Here is a 16,160-nt window from a genome sequence, read left to right on the forward strand (position 1 = left end):
CAGCACAGCACAGTACAGCACAGCACAGCACAGCACAGCACAGCACAGCACAGCACAGCACAGCACAGCACAGCACAGCACAGCACAGCACAGCACAGCACATATAATTATACGAAGTATAATATATGTGGGGATATTACAAGGGGGCGCCTTTTCGGGCGCAAAATTTTTGCGTTTTTTACGTGTTCTGTTTCAAAGAAATTATTTTGATATTTTGGTTTAATTTTAATATTTTCCGTTGGAAAGCGGTGAGAAAGGAACTATTGATATGATTAGGAGAGTTTTATTGGCGGTGCCATTTACCGTTTGTGCTGCGCTGGCGGGGGCTCCTTCTTGGACTTTCGAAACCCACCGCTTGCAAAACTATCTAAACACGGAATGGCACATCGGATTTGTCAGAGACAGAGTAAGCGGACGAGCAAAATTTGACGATTTCCAAGCAATAGAAATGCTAGCACAACAAGATTTGTCTGAAAGAATTATGGCGGAAATTCGGAGTTCTTCCGCGCTCAGAACTCAAACCGTGCAACGCATTCAGGACGGCAATTTATCTGAAACCACCATCAGTGATTTTGATGTAAACGTCATAATTCAATCAAGCGCGGTTTTGGTAAATGTAGACAGGCGTTCGTTTTTTAATAGAAGAAACGGCACTATTTACGGTTTTGCAGCAGTCCGTAAGTCGGTTTTGGCTGAATTTTACAAGTCGAATATGAACATGCTGTTTTCTTATATTGACGAGCAAATTCCTGTGGCGACTTCGCTTGCAGAAAGCGGAAGAAAAATCGCGGCAGTCGAGAAGATTCAAGAAATCGGGGACTCGCTTGCGAGGGTAAACGAGTTTAACGCGCTTCTTCTGGCGGTAAACAACGACGATTCTTTTGTGGAGAATATAGTAAACGTTCACAGGCGCTTGAATGGGATTAGAACGCAATTACAGGCGGGAACAAGGTTGTTTTTGGATATTTCCGGCGATAATAATTTAAGCGAACTCAGCGCAATAATTTCGCAAAATGAGGACTGGAGTTTTGAGGTAGTGCAAAGTCGTGAAAATGCTGATTATCTTGTCGGAATAAGGACAAATCTCAGCCGTTGCACTCCTCCTGACGTTCGCTTGGCGCTTTGTCATGTGAACGCCGATGTTTCGATCGTATGTCGCAAAAATCAAAGAAACGTGAGCGTTCAAATATCAGAAACGCGAGGTGGTTTTCCTAACGCCAATACAGGCAGGGCAACTCAAATTGCTTTTGAAAATTTGACGAGTGAAATTGCAGAAAAAGTAATTCAATCTATTAAGGAGGTATTTTTCAGATGACTAGAATATCTTGGAATTTTATTGTTTTGGCGAGCATTGTGTTTGCAACATTTGCACAGTCGATAAGCGCGGCAAATTGGACGGGCGGCGGCGGGCAAGGAATGAGTATTACGATTTGGGCTCCACAGGCAAGAAATCTTGCGGAAAATCAGGATTATTTGCCGCTTATGGTGCAGGGTGAATTTCTCAGTAATTTTACTAAATTCTCCGCTATTGAAGTATTTGACAGAGAACGTCTTGATGAAAGATATGCGCAAATTTTGTCAAGCGCGCCCAACGAAAGAGTTAGAGAAGAGATGATTGCGGAACTTGAAAGAGAGCGAACTCATATTTTAAGAGGCGATATAACAAGGACGACTACGGGCTACAATCTTCAAATGCGAATTACTCGAACCGCCGACGGAGCGACAGCCGCCGCATATTCGGGAACATTTACTTTTGCAGAGCTTGACGACCTTACAGGAATTCGTCGTGCCTCGCTCGAACTTCTTCAAGGAATGAACGTAGCTCTTACGGCAAGCGCTCAACAAGAACTCGCAGGAGCGGCGCCGGCAAATCATGTTGGGGCGCAAACTCACAACGCGCGTGCGGTCGTTGCTCAACGACAAGGACGTGAAACTGAGGCGATGGCAAATTTTAATATGGCGGCTATGCTTGACCCGTCTTTGATCGAGGCGACAAATCGTTTATCGATATTGGAGACCAACATCAGGAGCGGAAGCATAGGCGACGATGTTCGCGGGGCAATCGCTTGGCGGCGGGCGTGGATAGAACGTCTTACGGAAACGGAGCAGTTTTTTTCCGATTTTCACGGAAGAGAAACAATGCCATATACAATTTTTTACGCGACAGAAATCACACAAGGCGCAATAAACTGGCAGGCGGAAACCGTAAATTTGAGCATAGAAACGCATTTATACGGCTCTCGTATTTGGACACTTTCCATAGAGCGAACATTGCAAGCGGTGTATGACGGTTTACAGGCAACAGGACAAGCGCAAACGTGGCAACTTTCGGGTTGGCCAAAGCAAGCGGTAACAAATTTGAATGCTTTCGGACGAAAAAGCGCTGATTTCAACGTGGTTTTTGAACTCTTGAACGAGCAAAACAGAGTAATCGGCAGACAAACCTTGCGAGCGGGCGGCTCTTGGAGTTTAACTTGGAATCAAAGACCCGTGATAAACGTAAATGCTTCGAGCAGAAACACGCTGAATTTCCAAAATGTAAACGCAAACGACATAAGCGACAGAATGACAATCAGGGTTGCTACCGTAAACGGAATACCCGCCGAAACTGCCGCACGAGACGGGGTTTTGCAAATCCGAGCGGTAGATAAGGCGTTTTTTGACATAAACGATATGTTTAGGTTTTACAGAGGTGAAATTCAAGGTTTTGCAAGACATGACAACAGACCAACAAACCTAGTTATTCCCGACAACATTTGGGGCGATCCGGTTATTTCAATTGGCGCGCAAGCATTCCAAGGGGAGGGGCTTGATGCTTTAAGAATTCCTAACACTGTTGTTTTTATCGGCGACGGCGCATTTAAAAACAATCAATTGAATAGAGTAAACATTCCTTCAAGCGTGATCTCTATAGGCGAAAAAGCGTTCTTTAACGACTTACAGCACGCCTCTAATATAGCCAGAATTACCATAGGTGCAAACGTTGATATGAAACATAATTCGTTTGGGCGTGAATATGTTGTTGTCGGAAATGTCTTCCGAGATAATCCTTACAATCATTTCGTTGTTTTTTACAACCGAAACCGCAGGCAAGCGGGATTGTATCGTTTTACGTCCGGTTGGATTTACGACGGAGACAATAATGCGGTAAAAGAACGATGTCCGAAAAAAGAATGGATTGAAAGTGTTTCTGCTCCTAATATACAAAGCGTAGCATTTAGATTACAAGACAACATCGCGCTTGTTATGCGAGTGGGAACATCTGCTTTTTATCAACAAAATATAGGTGCAATAGCAGGTGTAATAGAAGGTAAAACATCTACTATGAGAATAGTAAGGAATCAAAGAAACAGACCGATAAGAATGGAATGTTTTATTAACGGCACATTAGTAATTTCTGCTGATTTACACAGGGATGGACGGGTTGAAAGCATTACAATACTCAACAAAGATCCGAATCAGGGTTTCGGAGTTTTTGAAGTAAGGTGAATTATTAACAACTGGCGGACGTGGCGGCAAAACGTAGAAAGAGGAGTTTTTCATGAAAAAGGTGATGGTGGTTTTGTGGGTAGTGGTAGCGATGTGTTTTGTGGGCTGCGGCGATGGAAGTTCCGCATTGGTGGGCAAGTGGTATTTGGCAGATGCCTCAAATACCGGAAATGCTTCTAAAACTATGGAAATTTTGAGAGATGGAACTGCAATCGTCAGCGGAATGGGCATGACGTGGAAGACGGAAAAAGATCGTATTTTCTTTACCTCTTCATTAGGTGCAATGGCGTTTAATTACAGATTATCCGGCACAATGCTTATTCTTGAGAACAACGATGACGAGTATTTCATATACGTAAATAACAGAGAAGAAAAGAAGCAAGGAAAATTGGAAGTACGTTGGAATAATGGACGAGTTAGAAAGTCAGGGAATTTTGACAAAGATGGAGAGGTGCACGGAAAATGGGAAGAGTATTACAAAGACGGGCAGCTCAGTTTTTCCGGAAATTACATCAATGGTAAAGAGGATGGAAAAATTGAGGGATTTTATCACAATGGACAGATTAGATTTGTCGGAAATTTTGTTAATGGAGACGGAGAATGGAAAGTGTACAATGAAAATGGAGAATTAAGTTTAGTAGAATTCATTAATTATGCCTATGGGAGATGGAAATTGGAGCGGAGACAGTATCGTGGAAACGGACAATTAGAATTCGTTGAAAATTACGTCGATGGGAGATTGCATGGAGAGCGGAGACAGTATCGTGAAAACGGACAATTAGAATTCGTTGAAAATTACGTCGATGAGAGATTGCATGGAGAGCGGAGACTGTATCGTGGTGAAAAAGGAGAATTAACATTAGTTGAAAATTACGTCGATGGGAGATTGCGTGGAGAGCAACGAGAATATCACAGAAACGGACAACTCGCTTTGGTTGTAAATTGTGATGGACGTGATGGACTGCGTTGCTTTTATACTAAAATCTATGGCTCAAATGGAGAAGAAATTAGCCAAAGAGATTTCAGGATCAGGTATGGAAGAAACGGAGGTTGGAATTGGATTAATTAAAAACATGGCAATAAACAGCCGTCCGTAAAAAAAGGAGAATTGCGGGCGGCTTAATTGTTTTTTTATCTGAATTTATTAATACACACAAAAATAATTGCTTGAAAACTGAAAAAAAGAAACCGTCCCGCTTGAATTTGCAGGGCGGTTTCTTTTTTGCTGTCGGCAATCGGCGGCAAATAGTATTTTCTTCCACAAACACGCGAAAACACAAGGTTTTGGAAAAGGAAAATTATGAAATTTGTTATAAGATCGGTATTGTTGGTGTTTATGGTTATGGGAATTGTCGGTTGTAGCGATGAAAACGATAAAAACGATTGCAATAATTCTATAATTGGGGTTTGGGAGAATAACGAAACGAGCTATCGGTTTCGCTTTGATGAAGACGGTAGAGGACATCATACTGAAATTGGCTCTCCGATTAGGTATTCTTTTTATTATGAAGTCATTGAAACAGAAATTATATTCACATTGGGATTATCCGGTAGCATTCCTTTTATTTGCGGAGATACGATTGTGATAAACGACAAATATTTTGTAAGAAGAAATTAAAAAAAACGAGATTTCTGTCTTGTATTATTCTCATTATTACGGTTATTCAATATGTCTGCAATAAGTTAGACTGCTATAACAAAACAAAAAATAAAACAGCCGCCCGTAAAAAAGGAGAATTACGGGCGGCTTAATTGTAATTAAACGGGGGAGCGTTTAACTACATAACTATTAACTGCGCTTGAAGTGCGCCTGCTTGCTTTATCGCTTGGAAAATCTGAATGATGTCGCGGCTTCCTACTCCAAGCGAATTAAGCGCGTGCGCCAAGTCGGAGGCGGTTGTCGTTTCGTTCAGAACTACTACGTCCATATCGCGCTGTTCCACTACTATTTCGGGGTTGGGGATAGCCGTTGTTCGCCCGAAAGTGAAAGGGACGGGTTGAATTATGGACGGTCGGTTTGTAATTTCTACTTTTACGCCGCCGTGGGTGAGCGATACTTCCGAAATTCGGACTGCGCCGCCTGCTACTATTGTTCCTGTTCGCTCGTTCATAACTACCCGCGCGGTTGTCGCCATATCGAAAGTTGTGTTTTCGACGAGCGCTATAAATTCGGCGAGGTCAAGCGTTATTCCTGCAGGGGTTGCGCTTAATTGGACGTTAAATAAATCGTGGTCGAGCGTTATTGTTGCCGCGTCCGCCGCTCGCGCAATTCGCTGTTCAAAGCCGAATTCTTCCGTCATACGGTTGTTTATGGCGGTTGCCATATTGTTTGCCGAAGTGAAATCGGGGCTTGAGAGCGAAAGGGCTAAATCTATCGCCGAAAAATCGCTGTAAAGATATTCGCGCTGAACTATTGCTCCGTCGGGAATTCTGCCGACAAGCGTGTGGTTTTGGGTCGTGCGATTTATTCCGCGACTTCTTATGTCGTAGCCGCCTGTTGAAAGCGGTCCTTGTGCGAGAGCGTATATTTCGCCGTCCAAACCTTGAAGCGGGGTAAGAATAAGCGTTCCGCCTTCGAGCGAGCGAGCGTCGCCGATTGAGGAAACGGTTATATCTAATCTTGTGCCGCGCCTTTTGAAGGGGTCAAGCGTTGCCGTAACCATTACCGCCGCTACGTTTCGCATAGAAATTTGTCTGTCGGGCAGTTCAATGCCTATGTTTTGAAGCATTGTACGCATAGTTGTCGCGGTGAAAACCGTGCTTGTTCTGTCGCCTGTTCCTGCAAGTCCGACCACCAATCCGTAGCCGAAAATTTGCAGTTCTTTAACGCCGTTTATTCTTGCGACATCTTTAATTCTCACGTTTGAAGCGGCGTGCAAATTGCCGAAAAAGGGCGTGAAAACAATCGCGCAAATAATATATGTTATAAGTGTCTTTTTCATCTTTTTTCTCCTTTTTTTATCGCTTAAAACAGCCAGTTAAAGAAACGTGCGATAGGACCGGGTCTTTGCGCGGACGAGGCGCTTCCTTGACCCGAATATTTAATTTCGGCGTTGGCAATGTTTTGCGAAAGAATTGTGTTGTCGCTTCCGATGTCTTGGGGGCGCACAATTCCCGAAACGCTGATAATTTCTTTCTCTTCGTTAACCATAATTACGCGGCTTCCGCTGATAACCAAATTTCCGTTATCCAAAACCTCGTCGATGTTTACGGTTACGCGGGCAACCAAGTTTCCGCGGCGCGTTGTTGCTCCGCTACCGTCGAACTCTGTGCCGAGGTCGCCGCCTGCTTCAAACATAGGAATACGTCTGAGCGAGCCTCTTCCTTGGCTGTTGTTAATCCCGAACGAATTCCTCTTTTTGGTATTCGTTGAACTTGTTGTGTTTGCTTGCGCGTTCTCTTGAACAAGAACCGTGAGCAGGTCTCCGTGTCGCATCGCCCGTCTGTCTGTGTAGAGCGATTGCATTCTTGCCGCGCTGACCGAAGTCGCGAATACGGCAATTGCCATTAAAATAAGAAAATTTTTCATATTGTCCCTCCCCGAACAATTTCAACCACGCCGGGCTGAATAATTCTACCTCTTATTAGTTTATTACTGTTTATATTTTCTACCAAAATAACGTCGCCGACGCCGCCTGCGCTTCTTGCGCGACCCGTTGCCGACACACGTCCGAAACTTCCGCTTGTTATCATTGTGATTGCCGAGCCTACTTCTACGGCGGGGCGCGGCGCAATGTGTCTGTTTGTTATGACTGCTCCCTCGCGAATTACGCCGACTATCATAAATTCGTCTCTTCTCGGCATTTCAAAGAGGGGAGTTCCCTGCAAATTTGTTATGTCGAGACTTCTGAATTCGACGAAATCAGCCGAAAATGCGTCGCCTCTTGTCATATTTCTTGTTGCAACGCCGACATTTGCCGTCATTCTCACCAAGGCGTTTATAGATACGCGCGTTCTTCTTTGCCCGTTGTCCTGAACAACAACAAGCGGCACTTGGAAGCGACCGCGAAAATTCTGAACTCTCTCCATATTTCCCAAAATTACTTCAAATTCGCCGAGCGGGATATTTACTTCCGCGCCTTGTGCAAATTCAAATGAAAGTTCGCTTCTCACGTTTTCGTTGTTTGTAAGGCGCGGCGCCAAAAGTTCGGCGGCAATTTCTGCCAATTTTGCGAACGGAACGCTTTGTGAAACCGTCGAAACTCTAATTCTTTCACTGCCTGTTATGTTTGTTCCTCTTCTTATTTCCTCGGGAATTGCCGTCAGGATGTTGCTTCTGAGCAAAAATCTTGTAGTTCCCGCGGGTGCTGAATTTCCAACAATTAAGGTGTCCAAAACGCTTTTGTGCGCGCCAGAAATTTCGGCGATTTGTCCGAGACGAATAATATCAGCAGACACAGAAGACGAATCTCTGAGCGCAATTCGGGTATTGGCGGCGAAAGCAAATGCCGCGCAAATCAGAATTACAAACAAAACACGTTTCATATTAAAACCTATTACCTTTTAAGATTGGTGGCGGTTTGCAACATTTCTTCCGACACGCTTATTGAGCGCGATACTATTTCGTACGCTCTTTGCGTTTGAATCATTCCGACCATTTCGTCCACGATTTCGACGTTTGACGCTTCAAGCATTCTGTGGCGGATTTGTCCTGTGTTGTCTTCTCCCGGAATTGAAATAAGCGGTGCGCCCGAAGCCGAACTTTCCGCAAACAAGTTGCTTCCGAGCGAACGCAAACCACCCGGATTTATGAAAGTCGCAAGTTCGATTTGTCCCAATTCCATTTCTTCGGGTTGTCCCGAAACTGTTCCCATTCCGCTTTTGTGTGCGACAACAAAACCGCTGAGCGAAACTTCGATACTGTCGAAGCCCTCGGGAATTATGATTTCGGGAAAAAGACGATAACCGTCGGCGGTCACAAGCGTTCCCGTGGAGTCGCGCAAAAAGTGCCCGTCTCTGGAATATGAGATTTCGCCGTTTGGAAGTTCTATTTGAAAAAAGCCCTCGCCCGCAATAGCCATATCGAAACCGCCTCTGCTTTCTATGAGCGAGCCCTGCGCAAATACTCTCTGTATTGAAGATACCCGAACGCCCATACCGACCTCAATTCCCGCAGGAGCCATTCCGCCCTCGGGATTATAAACGCCCGGCTCGCGAAGCGTCTGATACATCAAATCCTTAAAATGAAGTCTCTGTCTTTTGTATGCGTTGGTGTTTACGTTTGACAAATTGTTTGTAATCGTATCAATCATCAACTGTTGCGCTTTCATCCCTGTTGCGCCTGTGTGTAATGAACGTACCATAAAATCCTCCTTTAGGCGACCCCTCGCCATTTTTATTGTTTTTATATTCAATAACTGTGCCAAGTTGCTGAAAAAGGGAATATACTTGCATTTTTCGGAAAACTCGCCTAAATTTTACAGGAAAAAAATTATATGTTCGGGAAAATTTTGCCAATGTTTTATTTCGCCCTTTTTATTTGCGGCAAAACGTATTTTCCATAAAAAATTATGGAGGAAAAATGTCGAAAAATTCAATTTCTTACGCCGACGCGGGCGTTAACTTGGCTGCTTGGGACGAAACCAAAGGGCGCATAGGCAAGCTTGTAAAAACAACTTACAACGACAGAGTGGTCGGCAAATTCGGGCAATTCGGCGGAATGTTCAACGTTTCGTTTTTTAAGGATATGAAAAATCCGATTTTGGTGTCCTCGGTTGACGGGGTCGGCACAAAACTCAAAATCGCTGTCGAAACAAACACGCACAACACAATCGGCTACGACATAGTAAACCACTGCATAGACGATATTTTGGTGATGGGCGCTCGTCCGCTTATGTTTTTGGACTACATCGGAACAGGCATTTTGTCGCCCGATACCACCGAAAAAATTGTAGAAGGACTTGCCGCGGCGTGTCGCGAGAGCGGAATTGCGCTTATCGGCGGCGAAACTGCCGAAATGCCGGGAATGTACCAAAAAGGCGACTATGACATCGCAGGAACAATTATCGGCGTGGTCGATGAAGAAAAAGTGATTGACGGCTCCAAAATAAAAAGCGGCGACGTTGTTATCGGCTTGCGTTCAAGCGGACTGCACACAAACGGCTATTCTTTGGCGCGAAAAATTGTAGAAGAGCGCGCAGGCAAGAAATACAGCGACATATTTGAAGCGGAAAACAAAACTTTCGGCGAGGTTCTGCTTGCGCCGCACGTTGCATATACTCCGCTTTTTTCGGCGATTGATAAAGGATATATTAAAGGAATTGCACACCTTACAGGCGGCGGTTTTCAAAACAATATCGACCGAATTTTACCGAGCGACTGCAACGCAAAAATCGACATAAAATCTTGGATGCCTCAACCGATTTTCAAGTTTTTGACAGAGCAGGGAAATATGGAGCGCGACGAAGCGTACCGCACTTTCAATATGGGAATCGGAATGACTGTTGTTGTTTCACAAGAAGACGAAGCGCGTCTGCTTAACGAGCAAGAAATTCAGCAGTTTAACCCCGTGAAAATCGGCGAAATTGTCGGCGGAAACGGTATTGTTGAATTGGTAGGGGATATGTAAAAATACCACGAAATCAGCGTAGGGGCGTATTGCATACGCCCTTTTTTTTATTTACCAAATTTTTTCCTGTATTCGTTGGGCGTCATTCCGCAATATTTTCCGAAAATTCGGCTGAAAGAATTTGAATAGCAATAACCCACTTGCTCTGCGATTACCGATATTTGATGTTCGGTTTCTGTCAGCATTCTTTTTGCCTCGTTTATCCGCAGGTTATCGAGATAGTTTTTGTACTGCATATCTTTTTTGTCTTTAAGTATTTCATTTACAACAAAACTGCTTATTCCCGCCTCTTTGTTTATCAATTCAAGCGATAAAAGCGGATTTGAAATGTTTTTGTCTATATATTCAAATAAAATCTGCGCGGTATCTTCGGTGTATTTGCTTGGTTTTCCCGTTGCAGAAATAGGGGATGCGCTTTGACCTTTTATATTATTGCTTGCCGAATTTTTTATCGCTTTTCCTATTTTGGGCAAGAAAACAAATAAAAACGCGAAAACAAAAAATGTGAAAATTGCGGCGTTTGTCGCTTTTTTGGGAATAGAATCCGCAAAACGCAGGCTTTTCAGAACAACTTGCAAAGAAGTGTCTGCGTCGTGTGGCGAATAATTGGCAATAATTAAGTGGGTAAAATTATTCCAGTCGGTTTCGGGAATACTGTCTCCGCGTGTGATAAAATGAGAAAGCCACCAAATGGGCGTTGCGAAATCATTTTCGTTCAATCTGAAACGATAATGAGAACGGTCGTCCTGAACACGGACATTTACCGAAAACGGGCGGTGCATTTCGGGGTGCGCCAAATCCGAGAAGCCCGGTATGTAAAAATACATCGAAACTGTAATGTCATTAGAAAATTTGGGGTCTATTTCTATGTCGATATACTCAAAATTGCTGAGTTCGATATGCCGCCTGAGATTGCCTGCGTGAAAAATTAAAATGCTCGAAGGATATTCTCCGCCTCTCTGATAATTATAGCGAAAGTGCAAATTTTGCGCTCTCGGGTCAATCGGCATTGTAGCAAATCCTCTTTGCAAAGGAACGTTTGAGACTACCTCAAATTCAAAAAACGTTTGATTTTCGGGATAAAGTTCAAGCGGACGATTGTATGTCGTCCCAAAGAAAATTACACCCGAAATTAAGGCGAGCAAAATTGCAAAAACTAAATATTTGCGATTATATTGCATTACTTATTTCCCTCGTAAAGTCCGTCAAACAGCGATTTTTCGAGTGGTAAAGCGAGTTTTTGCGCCGTGCCTATTTTTTTGTTTTTGCGCCCGAAATTTGCGCTTTCCCAAACAAAGTTCTCGTCGAATTGTTTTTCGAGAGTTTTAACTATTTCGGGGACTATCGGCTTTATCGTCGTTCCCAGAACGGCAATTAAGTTTGCGCAGGTTGCCATAACCGTTTTTGCGCGTTCCATATCGTTTTTTACTAATTCCCAAGGTTTTTCGTCTTGGAAATATTTGTTTGCCAAATCGCCGAGACTGCGAATTTCGTTTATCGCCGCTCTGAAATTTCGGGCAAGCAGATTTTCGACGACTTTATTCACCAATTCCGAACTTTGCGCTTCAATTTTACTGTCGGAGGCGACATCGGGAATGGTTGACGCGAAAAATTTGTCTAAAAACGTGCTTGTTCGGTTGCAGAAATTCCCGATATTATTGACAAGCGCGGAATTTACAACGTTTATAAATTCGTCAATGCTGAAATCCAAATCGCTTACTGTCGGCGTAAGTTTGCTTGCGAAATAGAAGCGCAAAAACTGCGTGGCGTTTTCGTGCGGGACTTTTGCCGCAAAGTCTTTCGCTAAAATAAATGTGCCGTTGCTTTTCGACATTTTTTCGCCCTCAACCGTCAAAAAGCCGTGGATGTATAAACTGTCGGGCAACTTTATTTTTGCGACTTTTAACATCATAGTCCAAAGAAGCGCGTGGAAAAATACAATGTCTTTTCCGATTATATGCACTATTTCGGCATTTGCGTTTTCCGCCCAATATTTGTTTATGTCGATGCCGTGTTTTTCGCAGTAATTTTGCGTGGAACTTATGTAGCCGATGGGCGCGTCGAGCCAAACATAGAAATATTTGTCTTCGGTGTCGGGAATTTTGAAGCCGAAATACGGTGCGTCGCGGCTAATGCAACGTTCGTGCAAATCGCTGACCCAATTATTTATGAAAACCTTTATATCGTCCTGAATTACGCCGTCTTTTGCAAGAAATTTTTCCAAAAAGTCCTTTTCTTTTTGCATATCGACAAATAAATGTTCGCTGTCTTTAAGAACGGGCGGCTTTTGGCAGAGCGTGCAGGCGGGGTCTTTTATGTCTTCGCTGTTATAACTTGCTCCGCAAACCACGCAGTTGTCGCCGTATTGATTCGGCGCACCGCATTTTGGGCAAGTTCCCTTAACAAACCTGTCGGGCAAAAAACGTTGGTCGTGTTCGCAGTAAAACTGTTGAATTACTTTTTTGTTTATAAGTCCGTATTTTTGTAATTCTGCGTATATTTTTTCGCTCCAAAGGCGATTTTCTTCGCTGTTTGTTGTGTAGTAATTGTCGAATTCTATTCCGTAGGTTTTGTAGTCGGCGGTGTGTTCGTCGTATGCACGAGCTATAAGTTCTTCGGGCGTTATGTTTTGTTGCATTGCGCTTATTTGTATCGGCGTTCCGTGCGTGTCGTCGGCGCAGATGTAGATTGTGTCGCGCCCCGCCATTTTGTTTGTCCGCACAAAAACGTCTGCGATAACCGCTTCAACCAAATGTCCCAAATGAATACTGCCGTTGGCGTAGGGGAGAGCCATTGTCACCAAAAGCGGTTTATTGTTTGCTTTGTTATAAAGCGCCATTTTCTTTTCCTTTCGACTGATAATTTTTCGGTTCTTCCACTTTTCCTGCTTTGATTTGCTCCAGATTAAACCATTCGTATTGTGTGGTTGCTTTTTCGTCTTTGTTTTTTATATAGAATTTCACTTGTATGCGCTCCTTAAAAATATCGACAAAAACTACCTCGCCTCTGTGGGTGCGATTTTCGGGCGTAAAATGGCTTCCTGCTCGCGGAATGCGTGTGTATGCTTCAAGATAGACATCTTCTTCGTAAGCCAAACAGCATAAATATCGGTCGCAGTTTCCGGTTATTTTTGTTGGGTTCATAGAAAGTTGCTGGTCTTTTGCGTACTGCGAACTTACTTCTTTCTGCCCTTTGGAACACGAACAAGACGAACAGCACAGCGCTCGTCCGCAGGGACCGACGCCCGAAACAATCCGAGCCTCGTCGCGCGCGCTTACTTGTCGCAAGTCAATTCGCGTGTGGTAAATTCCTGCGAGCGACTTAACCAGCTCTCTGAAATCCACTCTTTGCGGAGATGTAAAATAAAACGTCAGCTTTCCGCCGTCAAACTGCAATTCTGCGCTTACGAGTTTCATATCGAGGTTGTATTCTACTATTTTTTGCTTGCACAAACGGGCGGCGTTTTTTTCTTTTTCTTTGTTTCGGGCAATTCTTTCTATGTCGTCTTGTGTTGCCACCCGCTGAATTTTAGGCAAATTTTTTGCTTCTTCTTCCGATATTTTCTTTGAAGTTGAAACAGTTCCTGCGTCAAATCCTTTATCGATGTTTACTATAACGCGATTTCCACGCCTTATTTCCTCCGACGAGCAATAAATTTCCCGCCTGTTTCCCCTAAACGAAACCTCATAAGAGTGCATTTTATTTTCGTTCATCAAATATCTCCGTTAGTTTTATTGTTAAATCCGCAAACACCATAGAAAGCGGACTGCTTCTTTTCATAGATAAAATGGACTTGTCGATTGCGTCGCAACACAAGTTCGCTTGCTCAAAATTTATGAAACGGGAAAAATCTTTCTCTCCATTGCGCATTGTTGCCGTCTGCAAAAAATTTGTGCGGATTTGCGACAAAAAATATACTAAAATTTGTTGCGATAAATCAAAATCTCGCCCTAAGCCGTTGGTAAATTTTTCCAAACTTGTAAATTTTGCAAACTCGCTCTTTTGGTTAAATAGAATTTCGGCGAATTCTTTTGCCGATTTTTGTATTTTTGCGCCGTCCTGCGACATTTTTTGTAAGGCGACACCTATATTATTCTGCGAAATTTGCGCAAGATACGATATTTCTTCATCGCTTTTTAGTGTCGCTTTTGTTTTTAGAAAAGCCTTTACCTCATCACTATTAGGAGTGCCGAATTTATACTCAATACAGCGCGAACGAATTGTCGGCAACACTGAAAATCTTGCCAAAAGTATTATTAAAGCCCCTGCAGGCGGCTCTTCCAAGGTTTTTAACATAGTGTTGAGGTCTTTGTCTGTTAAAGTGTCGATACCGTCAATAATAGTGATTGTCTTATTTCCTTTGCCGCCCAATATAGTGTCGTTCATACCGCGAATTCTGCTGATGTAAATCGGTGCGGAATAATCGGTTATTAAAGAATACGGTTCATTTATTCTTTCGAGCGTTTTTTCGCGAACGTAATCCCAGCCGTCTTGTGTGAAATCGTCGTTTTTTCGTAAATTTGTATCAAGCGACAACGGAAAAAGATACTGAAAATAAGGGTTATTGTATTTTTTAATTCCTTTGCAACTTTCACATTCACCGCAGGGTATGGTGGCTGAGCCTGTCGAAGCCTTACACAAATACGCCATAGCGAATTCGAGCGCCATCGAAAATTTTCCTATTCCGCCTTCGCCCGAAAAAAGGTATGCGTGCCCAAGTTTTTCACTTTTGAGCGCAGAAGCGAGTTGCTCTTTTATCCGTTGATGTCCGATTGTCTTAAATTCCACCGTCATCTTCGTCAAATCCGAGCATAAGATTTAAGTTTTGTACTGCCGCGCCGCTTGCGCCTTTTCCGAGATTGTCCAAACGGGCGATTATAAGGGTCTGCGTTTCGTTGCCGAATACCATAATTTGTAAATTGTTGGTATTATTGCAGTCTGTTGCAGTCAAATAGGCGTTAGGAAGCAAACCGTCTGCCAAAAACGAATTGTCGTTAAACGGTAATACTTTTATAAATTTTTCGCCATCATAGTATTTTGTTAATACTTTATGAATGTCTTCTGCGTCCACATCTTTTTTCAAAAGTCGGTTTTCAAGACCTATGCTGACAAGCATTCCCTGTTCGATATCGCCGAGTATCGGATAAAAAATCGGTGCGTTGTTAAGTCCTGCGACCGCTACAAGTTCGGGGATATGTTTGTGTTTTAAGCTGAGAGCGTAAGGTCGCACAGCCCAAGAAATGTCATTTTTATCGCGATTGTTATAATTTTCAATCATTTGCCGTCCGCCGCCGCTGTAGCCTGTAATGGACGTTATAAAAAACGGATAATCGTTCGCCGCAATTCCTTCGCAGATTATAGGTTTTATAATAGAAAGCGCGCCTGTCGGATGGCAACCGGGGTTGGCTACCCGCATTGCCTCGCGTATTTTTTTGCGTTGCGATGAGTCGGCAAAAACTCCGAGCATAGAATCTTTCAATTCGGGAAATCCGTAAACCCAACCGTCTGCAGTTCTGTGCGCAGTGCTTGTGTCAAGAATTTTTACGTTGTGCGGTACCGCTTTTGCCGCTTCTACAGCCGCGTCGTCTGGCAGGCACAAAACAACCAAATCAACCTGCGAATACAAATCTTTTTTCTTGTTGATGTCTTTTCGGTGTTCTTCAGAAATTTCTACAACTTCGATTTTGTCGTGGTTTTTTAATATCTCGCGAATTTTAAGCCCCGTCGTCCCTGCTTGTCCGTCAATAAATACTTTTTTTTTCATTTTTTCTCCGAATTGTGTCATTTTTGCGATAAAATACTATTTGGCGACGGGGAATTTCTCTTTTTTGTTATGTATATATATATAATGTATATAAATTTGCATAAATACCACAAAAAACGCGATAAACGTTTTAGCCTTTTTCAGCGACGAAGTAATGCTGAAAATAGTTTTTTTCCACTTTTAAACGCAAATTTTCTTCAATCTTTTCAAAAAAAACTAAAAAAAAAGAAAAAACTAAAAAAAATGTCATTTTCCTTCAATTTAGCCGAACTCCAACAGCCAAGCGGAAAAAAATGCAAAAAAATCTCAAAAACACTTGCTTGCTTGCTTGAAACTTTA

General features: G+C 43.1%; 14 protein-coding genes. 5 read left to right on the forward strand and 9 right to left on the reverse strand.

The features are described 5' to 3' along the window. The first annotated feature begins 268 nt into the window (after positions 1 to 268). From FWE23_10040 to FWE23_10055, 4 genes are all read left to right on the forward strand, one after another. Positions 269 to 1,315, forward strand: coding sequence for a hypothetical protein (locus tag FWE23_10040; protein ID MCL2845767.1), 1,047 nt, complete (start codon positions 269 to 271; stop codon positions 1,313 to 1,315). Further along, positions 1,312 to 3,489, forward strand: coding sequence for a leucine-rich repeat protein (locus tag FWE23_10045; GenBank protein MCL2845768.1), 2,178 nt, complete (start codon positions 1,312 to 1,314; stop codon positions 3,487 to 3,489). The genes FWE23_10040 and FWE23_10045 overlap by 4 nt, the downstream gene beginning before the upstream one ends. Before the next feature lie 52 nt (positions 3,490 to 3,541). Further along, positions 3,542 to 4,558, forward strand: coding sequence for a toxin-antitoxin system YwqK family antitoxin (locus FWE23_10050; protein ID MCL2845769.1), 1,017 nt, complete (start codon positions 3,542 to 3,544; stop codon positions 4,556 to 4,558). Between the two features lie 231 nt (positions 4,559 to 4,789). After that, positions 4,790 to 5,107, forward strand: coding sequence for a hypothetical protein (locus tag FWE23_10055; protein ID MCL2845770.1), 318 nt, complete (start codon positions 4,790 to 4,792; stop codon positions 5,105 to 5,107). 160 nt (positions 5,108 to 5,267) lie between these two features. Here the strand turns inward: FWE23_10055 and FWE23_10060 are convergent, their stop codons facing one another. Genes FWE23_10060 through flgG form a run of 4 tightly spaced genes read right to left on the reverse strand, consistent with a single transcriptional unit; the run spans position 5,268 to position 8,792 of the window. Further along, the gene (locus FWE23_10060) at positions 5,268 to 6,431 is read right to left on the reverse strand and encodes a flagellar basal body P-ring protein FlgI (GenBank protein MCL2845771.1); all 1,164 of its coding nucleotides are present in this window, start codon (positions 6,429 to 6,431) and stop codon (positions 5,268 to 5,270) included. Positions 6,432 to 6,454: 23 nt separating this feature from the next. After that, positions 6,455 to 7,018: a flagellar basal body L-ring protein FlgH gene (locus tag FWE23_10065; protein ID MCL2845772.1), complete on the reverse strand. Its 564-nt coding sequence runs from the start codon at positions 7,016 to 7,018 to the stop codon at positions 6,455 to 6,457. Further along, positions 7,015 to 7,974 (reverse strand): flagellar basal body P-ring formation chaperone FlgA, encoded by a 960-nt coding sequence (gene flgA / locus FWE23_10070; protein MCL2845773.1) that lies wholly within the window; start codon positions 7,972 to 7,974, stop codon positions 7,015 to 7,017. The genes FWE23_10065 and flgA overlap by 4 nt, the downstream gene beginning before the upstream one ends. A gap of 11 nt (positions 7,975 to 7,985) precedes the next feature. Then, the gene (gene flgG, locus FWE23_10075; protein MCL2845774.1) at positions 7,986 to 8,792 is read right to left on the reverse strand and encodes a flagellar basal-body rod protein FlgG; all 807 of its coding nucleotides are present in this window, start codon (positions 8,790 to 8,792) and stop codon (positions 7,986 to 7,988) included. Between the two features lie 218 nt (positions 8,793 to 9,010). Between flgG and purM the strand changes: the two genes are divergently transcribed. Next, on the forward strand, positions 9,011 to 10,057 hold the full coding sequence (gene purM / locus FWE23_10080; GenBank protein ID MCL2845775.1) for a phosphoribosylformylglycinamidine cyclo-ligase: 1,047 nt from the start codon (positions 9,011 to 9,013) through the stop codon (positions 10,055 to 10,057). 47 nt (positions 10,058 to 10,104) lie between these two features. Here purM and FWE23_10085 read toward each other — a convergent pair whose 3' ends face one another. Genes FWE23_10085 through argC form a run of 5 tightly spaced genes read right to left on the reverse strand, consistent with a single transcriptional unit; the run spans position 10,105 to position 15,821 of the window. Next, the gene (locus FWE23_10085) at positions 10,105 to 11,238 is read right to left on the reverse strand and encodes an AraC family transcriptional regulator (GenBank protein MCL2845776.1); all 1,134 of its coding nucleotides are present in this window, start codon (positions 11,236 to 11,238) and stop codon (positions 10,105 to 10,107) included. Beyond that, positions 11,238 to 12,896: a methionine--tRNA ligase gene (gene metG / locus FWE23_10090; protein ID MCL2845777.1), complete on the reverse strand. Its 1,659-nt coding sequence runs from the start codon at positions 12,894 to 12,896 to the stop codon at positions 11,238 to 11,240. Before metG ends, FWE23_10085 begins: the two co-directional genes overlap by 1 nt. Next, on the reverse strand, positions 12,883 to 13,770 hold the full coding sequence (locus tag FWE23_10095; protein MCL2845778.1) for a stage 0 sporulation protein: 888 nt from the start codon (positions 13,768 to 13,770) through the stop codon (positions 12,883 to 12,885). The genes metG and FWE23_10095 overlap by 14 nt, the downstream gene beginning before the upstream one ends. Next, positions 13,757 to 14,845 (reverse strand): DNA polymerase III subunit, encoded by a 1,089-nt coding sequence (locus FWE23_10100; protein ID MCL2845779.1) that lies wholly within the window; start codon positions 14,843 to 14,845, stop codon positions 13,757 to 13,759. The genes FWE23_10095 and FWE23_10100 overlap by 14 nt, the downstream gene beginning before the upstream one ends. Continuing rightward, entirely contained in the window at positions 14,835 to 15,821 is a 987-nt protein-coding gene (gene argC, locus FWE23_10105; GenBank protein ID MCL2845780.1) for an N-acetyl-gamma-glutamyl-phosphate reductase, read from the reverse strand. Before argC ends, FWE23_10100 begins: the two co-directional genes overlap by 11 nt. Positions 15,822 to 16,160: the final 339 nt, after the last annotated feature.

The organism is Chitinivibrionia bacterium, from assembly GCA_009779925.1.
GTDB lineage: Bacteria > Fibrobacterota > Chitinivibrionia > Chitinivibrionales > Chitinivibrionaceae > WRFX01.

What these genes read in the sequence shown, in the direction of transcription:
- FWE23_10040 (MCL2845767.1), top strand. Translation starts at nt 269, where the DNA reads ATGATTAGGAGAGTTTTATTGGCGGTGCCATTTACCGTTTGTGCTGCG.
- FWE23_10045 (MCL2845768.1), top strand. Translation starts at nt 1,312, where the DNA reads ATGACTAGAATATCTTGGAATTTTATTGTTTTGGCGAGCATTGTGTTT.
- FWE23_10050 (MCL2845769.1), top strand. Translation starts at nt 3,542, where the DNA reads ATGAAAAAGGTGATGGTGGTTTTGTGGGTAGTGGTAGCGATGTGTTTT.
- FWE23_10055 (MCL2845770.1), top strand. Translation starts at nt 4,790, where the DNA reads ATGAAATTTGTTATAAGATCGGTATTGTTGGTGTTTATGGTTATGGGA.
- FWE23_10060 (MCL2845771.1), bottom strand. Translation starts at nt 6,431, where the DNA reads ATGAAAAAGACACTTATAACATATATTATTTGCGCGATTGTTTTCACG.
- FWE23_10065 (MCL2845772.1), bottom strand. Translation starts at nt 7,018, where the DNA reads ATGAAAAATTTTCTTATTTTAATGGCAATTGCCGTATTCGCGACTTCG.
- flgA (MCL2845773.1), bottom strand. Translation starts at nt 7,974, where the DNA reads ATGAAACGTGTTTTGTTTGTAATTCTGATTTGCGCGGCATTTGCTTTC.
- flgG (MCL2845774.1), bottom strand. Translation starts at nt 8,792, where the DNA reads ATGGTACGTTCATTACACACAGGCGCAACAGGGATGAAAGCGCAACAG.
- purM (MCL2845775.1), top strand. Translation starts at nt 9,011, where the DNA reads ATGTCGAAAAATTCAATTTCTTACGCCGACGCGGGCGTTAACTTGGCT.
- FWE23_10085 (MCL2845776.1), bottom strand. Translation starts at nt 11,238, where the DNA reads ATGCAATATAATCGCAAATATTTAGTTTTTGCAATTTTGCTCGCCTTA.
- metG (MCL2845777.1), bottom strand. Translation starts at nt 12,896, where the DNA reads ATGGCGCTTTATAACAAAGCAAACAATAAACCGCTTTTGGTGACAATG.
- FWE23_10095 (MCL2845778.1), bottom strand. Translation starts at nt 13,770, where the DNA reads ATGAACGAAAATAAAATGCACTCTTATGAGGTTTCGTTTAGGGGAAAC.
- argC (MCL2845780.1), bottom strand. Translation starts at nt 15,821, where the DNA reads ATGAAAAAAAAAGTATTTATTGACGGACAAGCAGGGACGACGGGGCTT.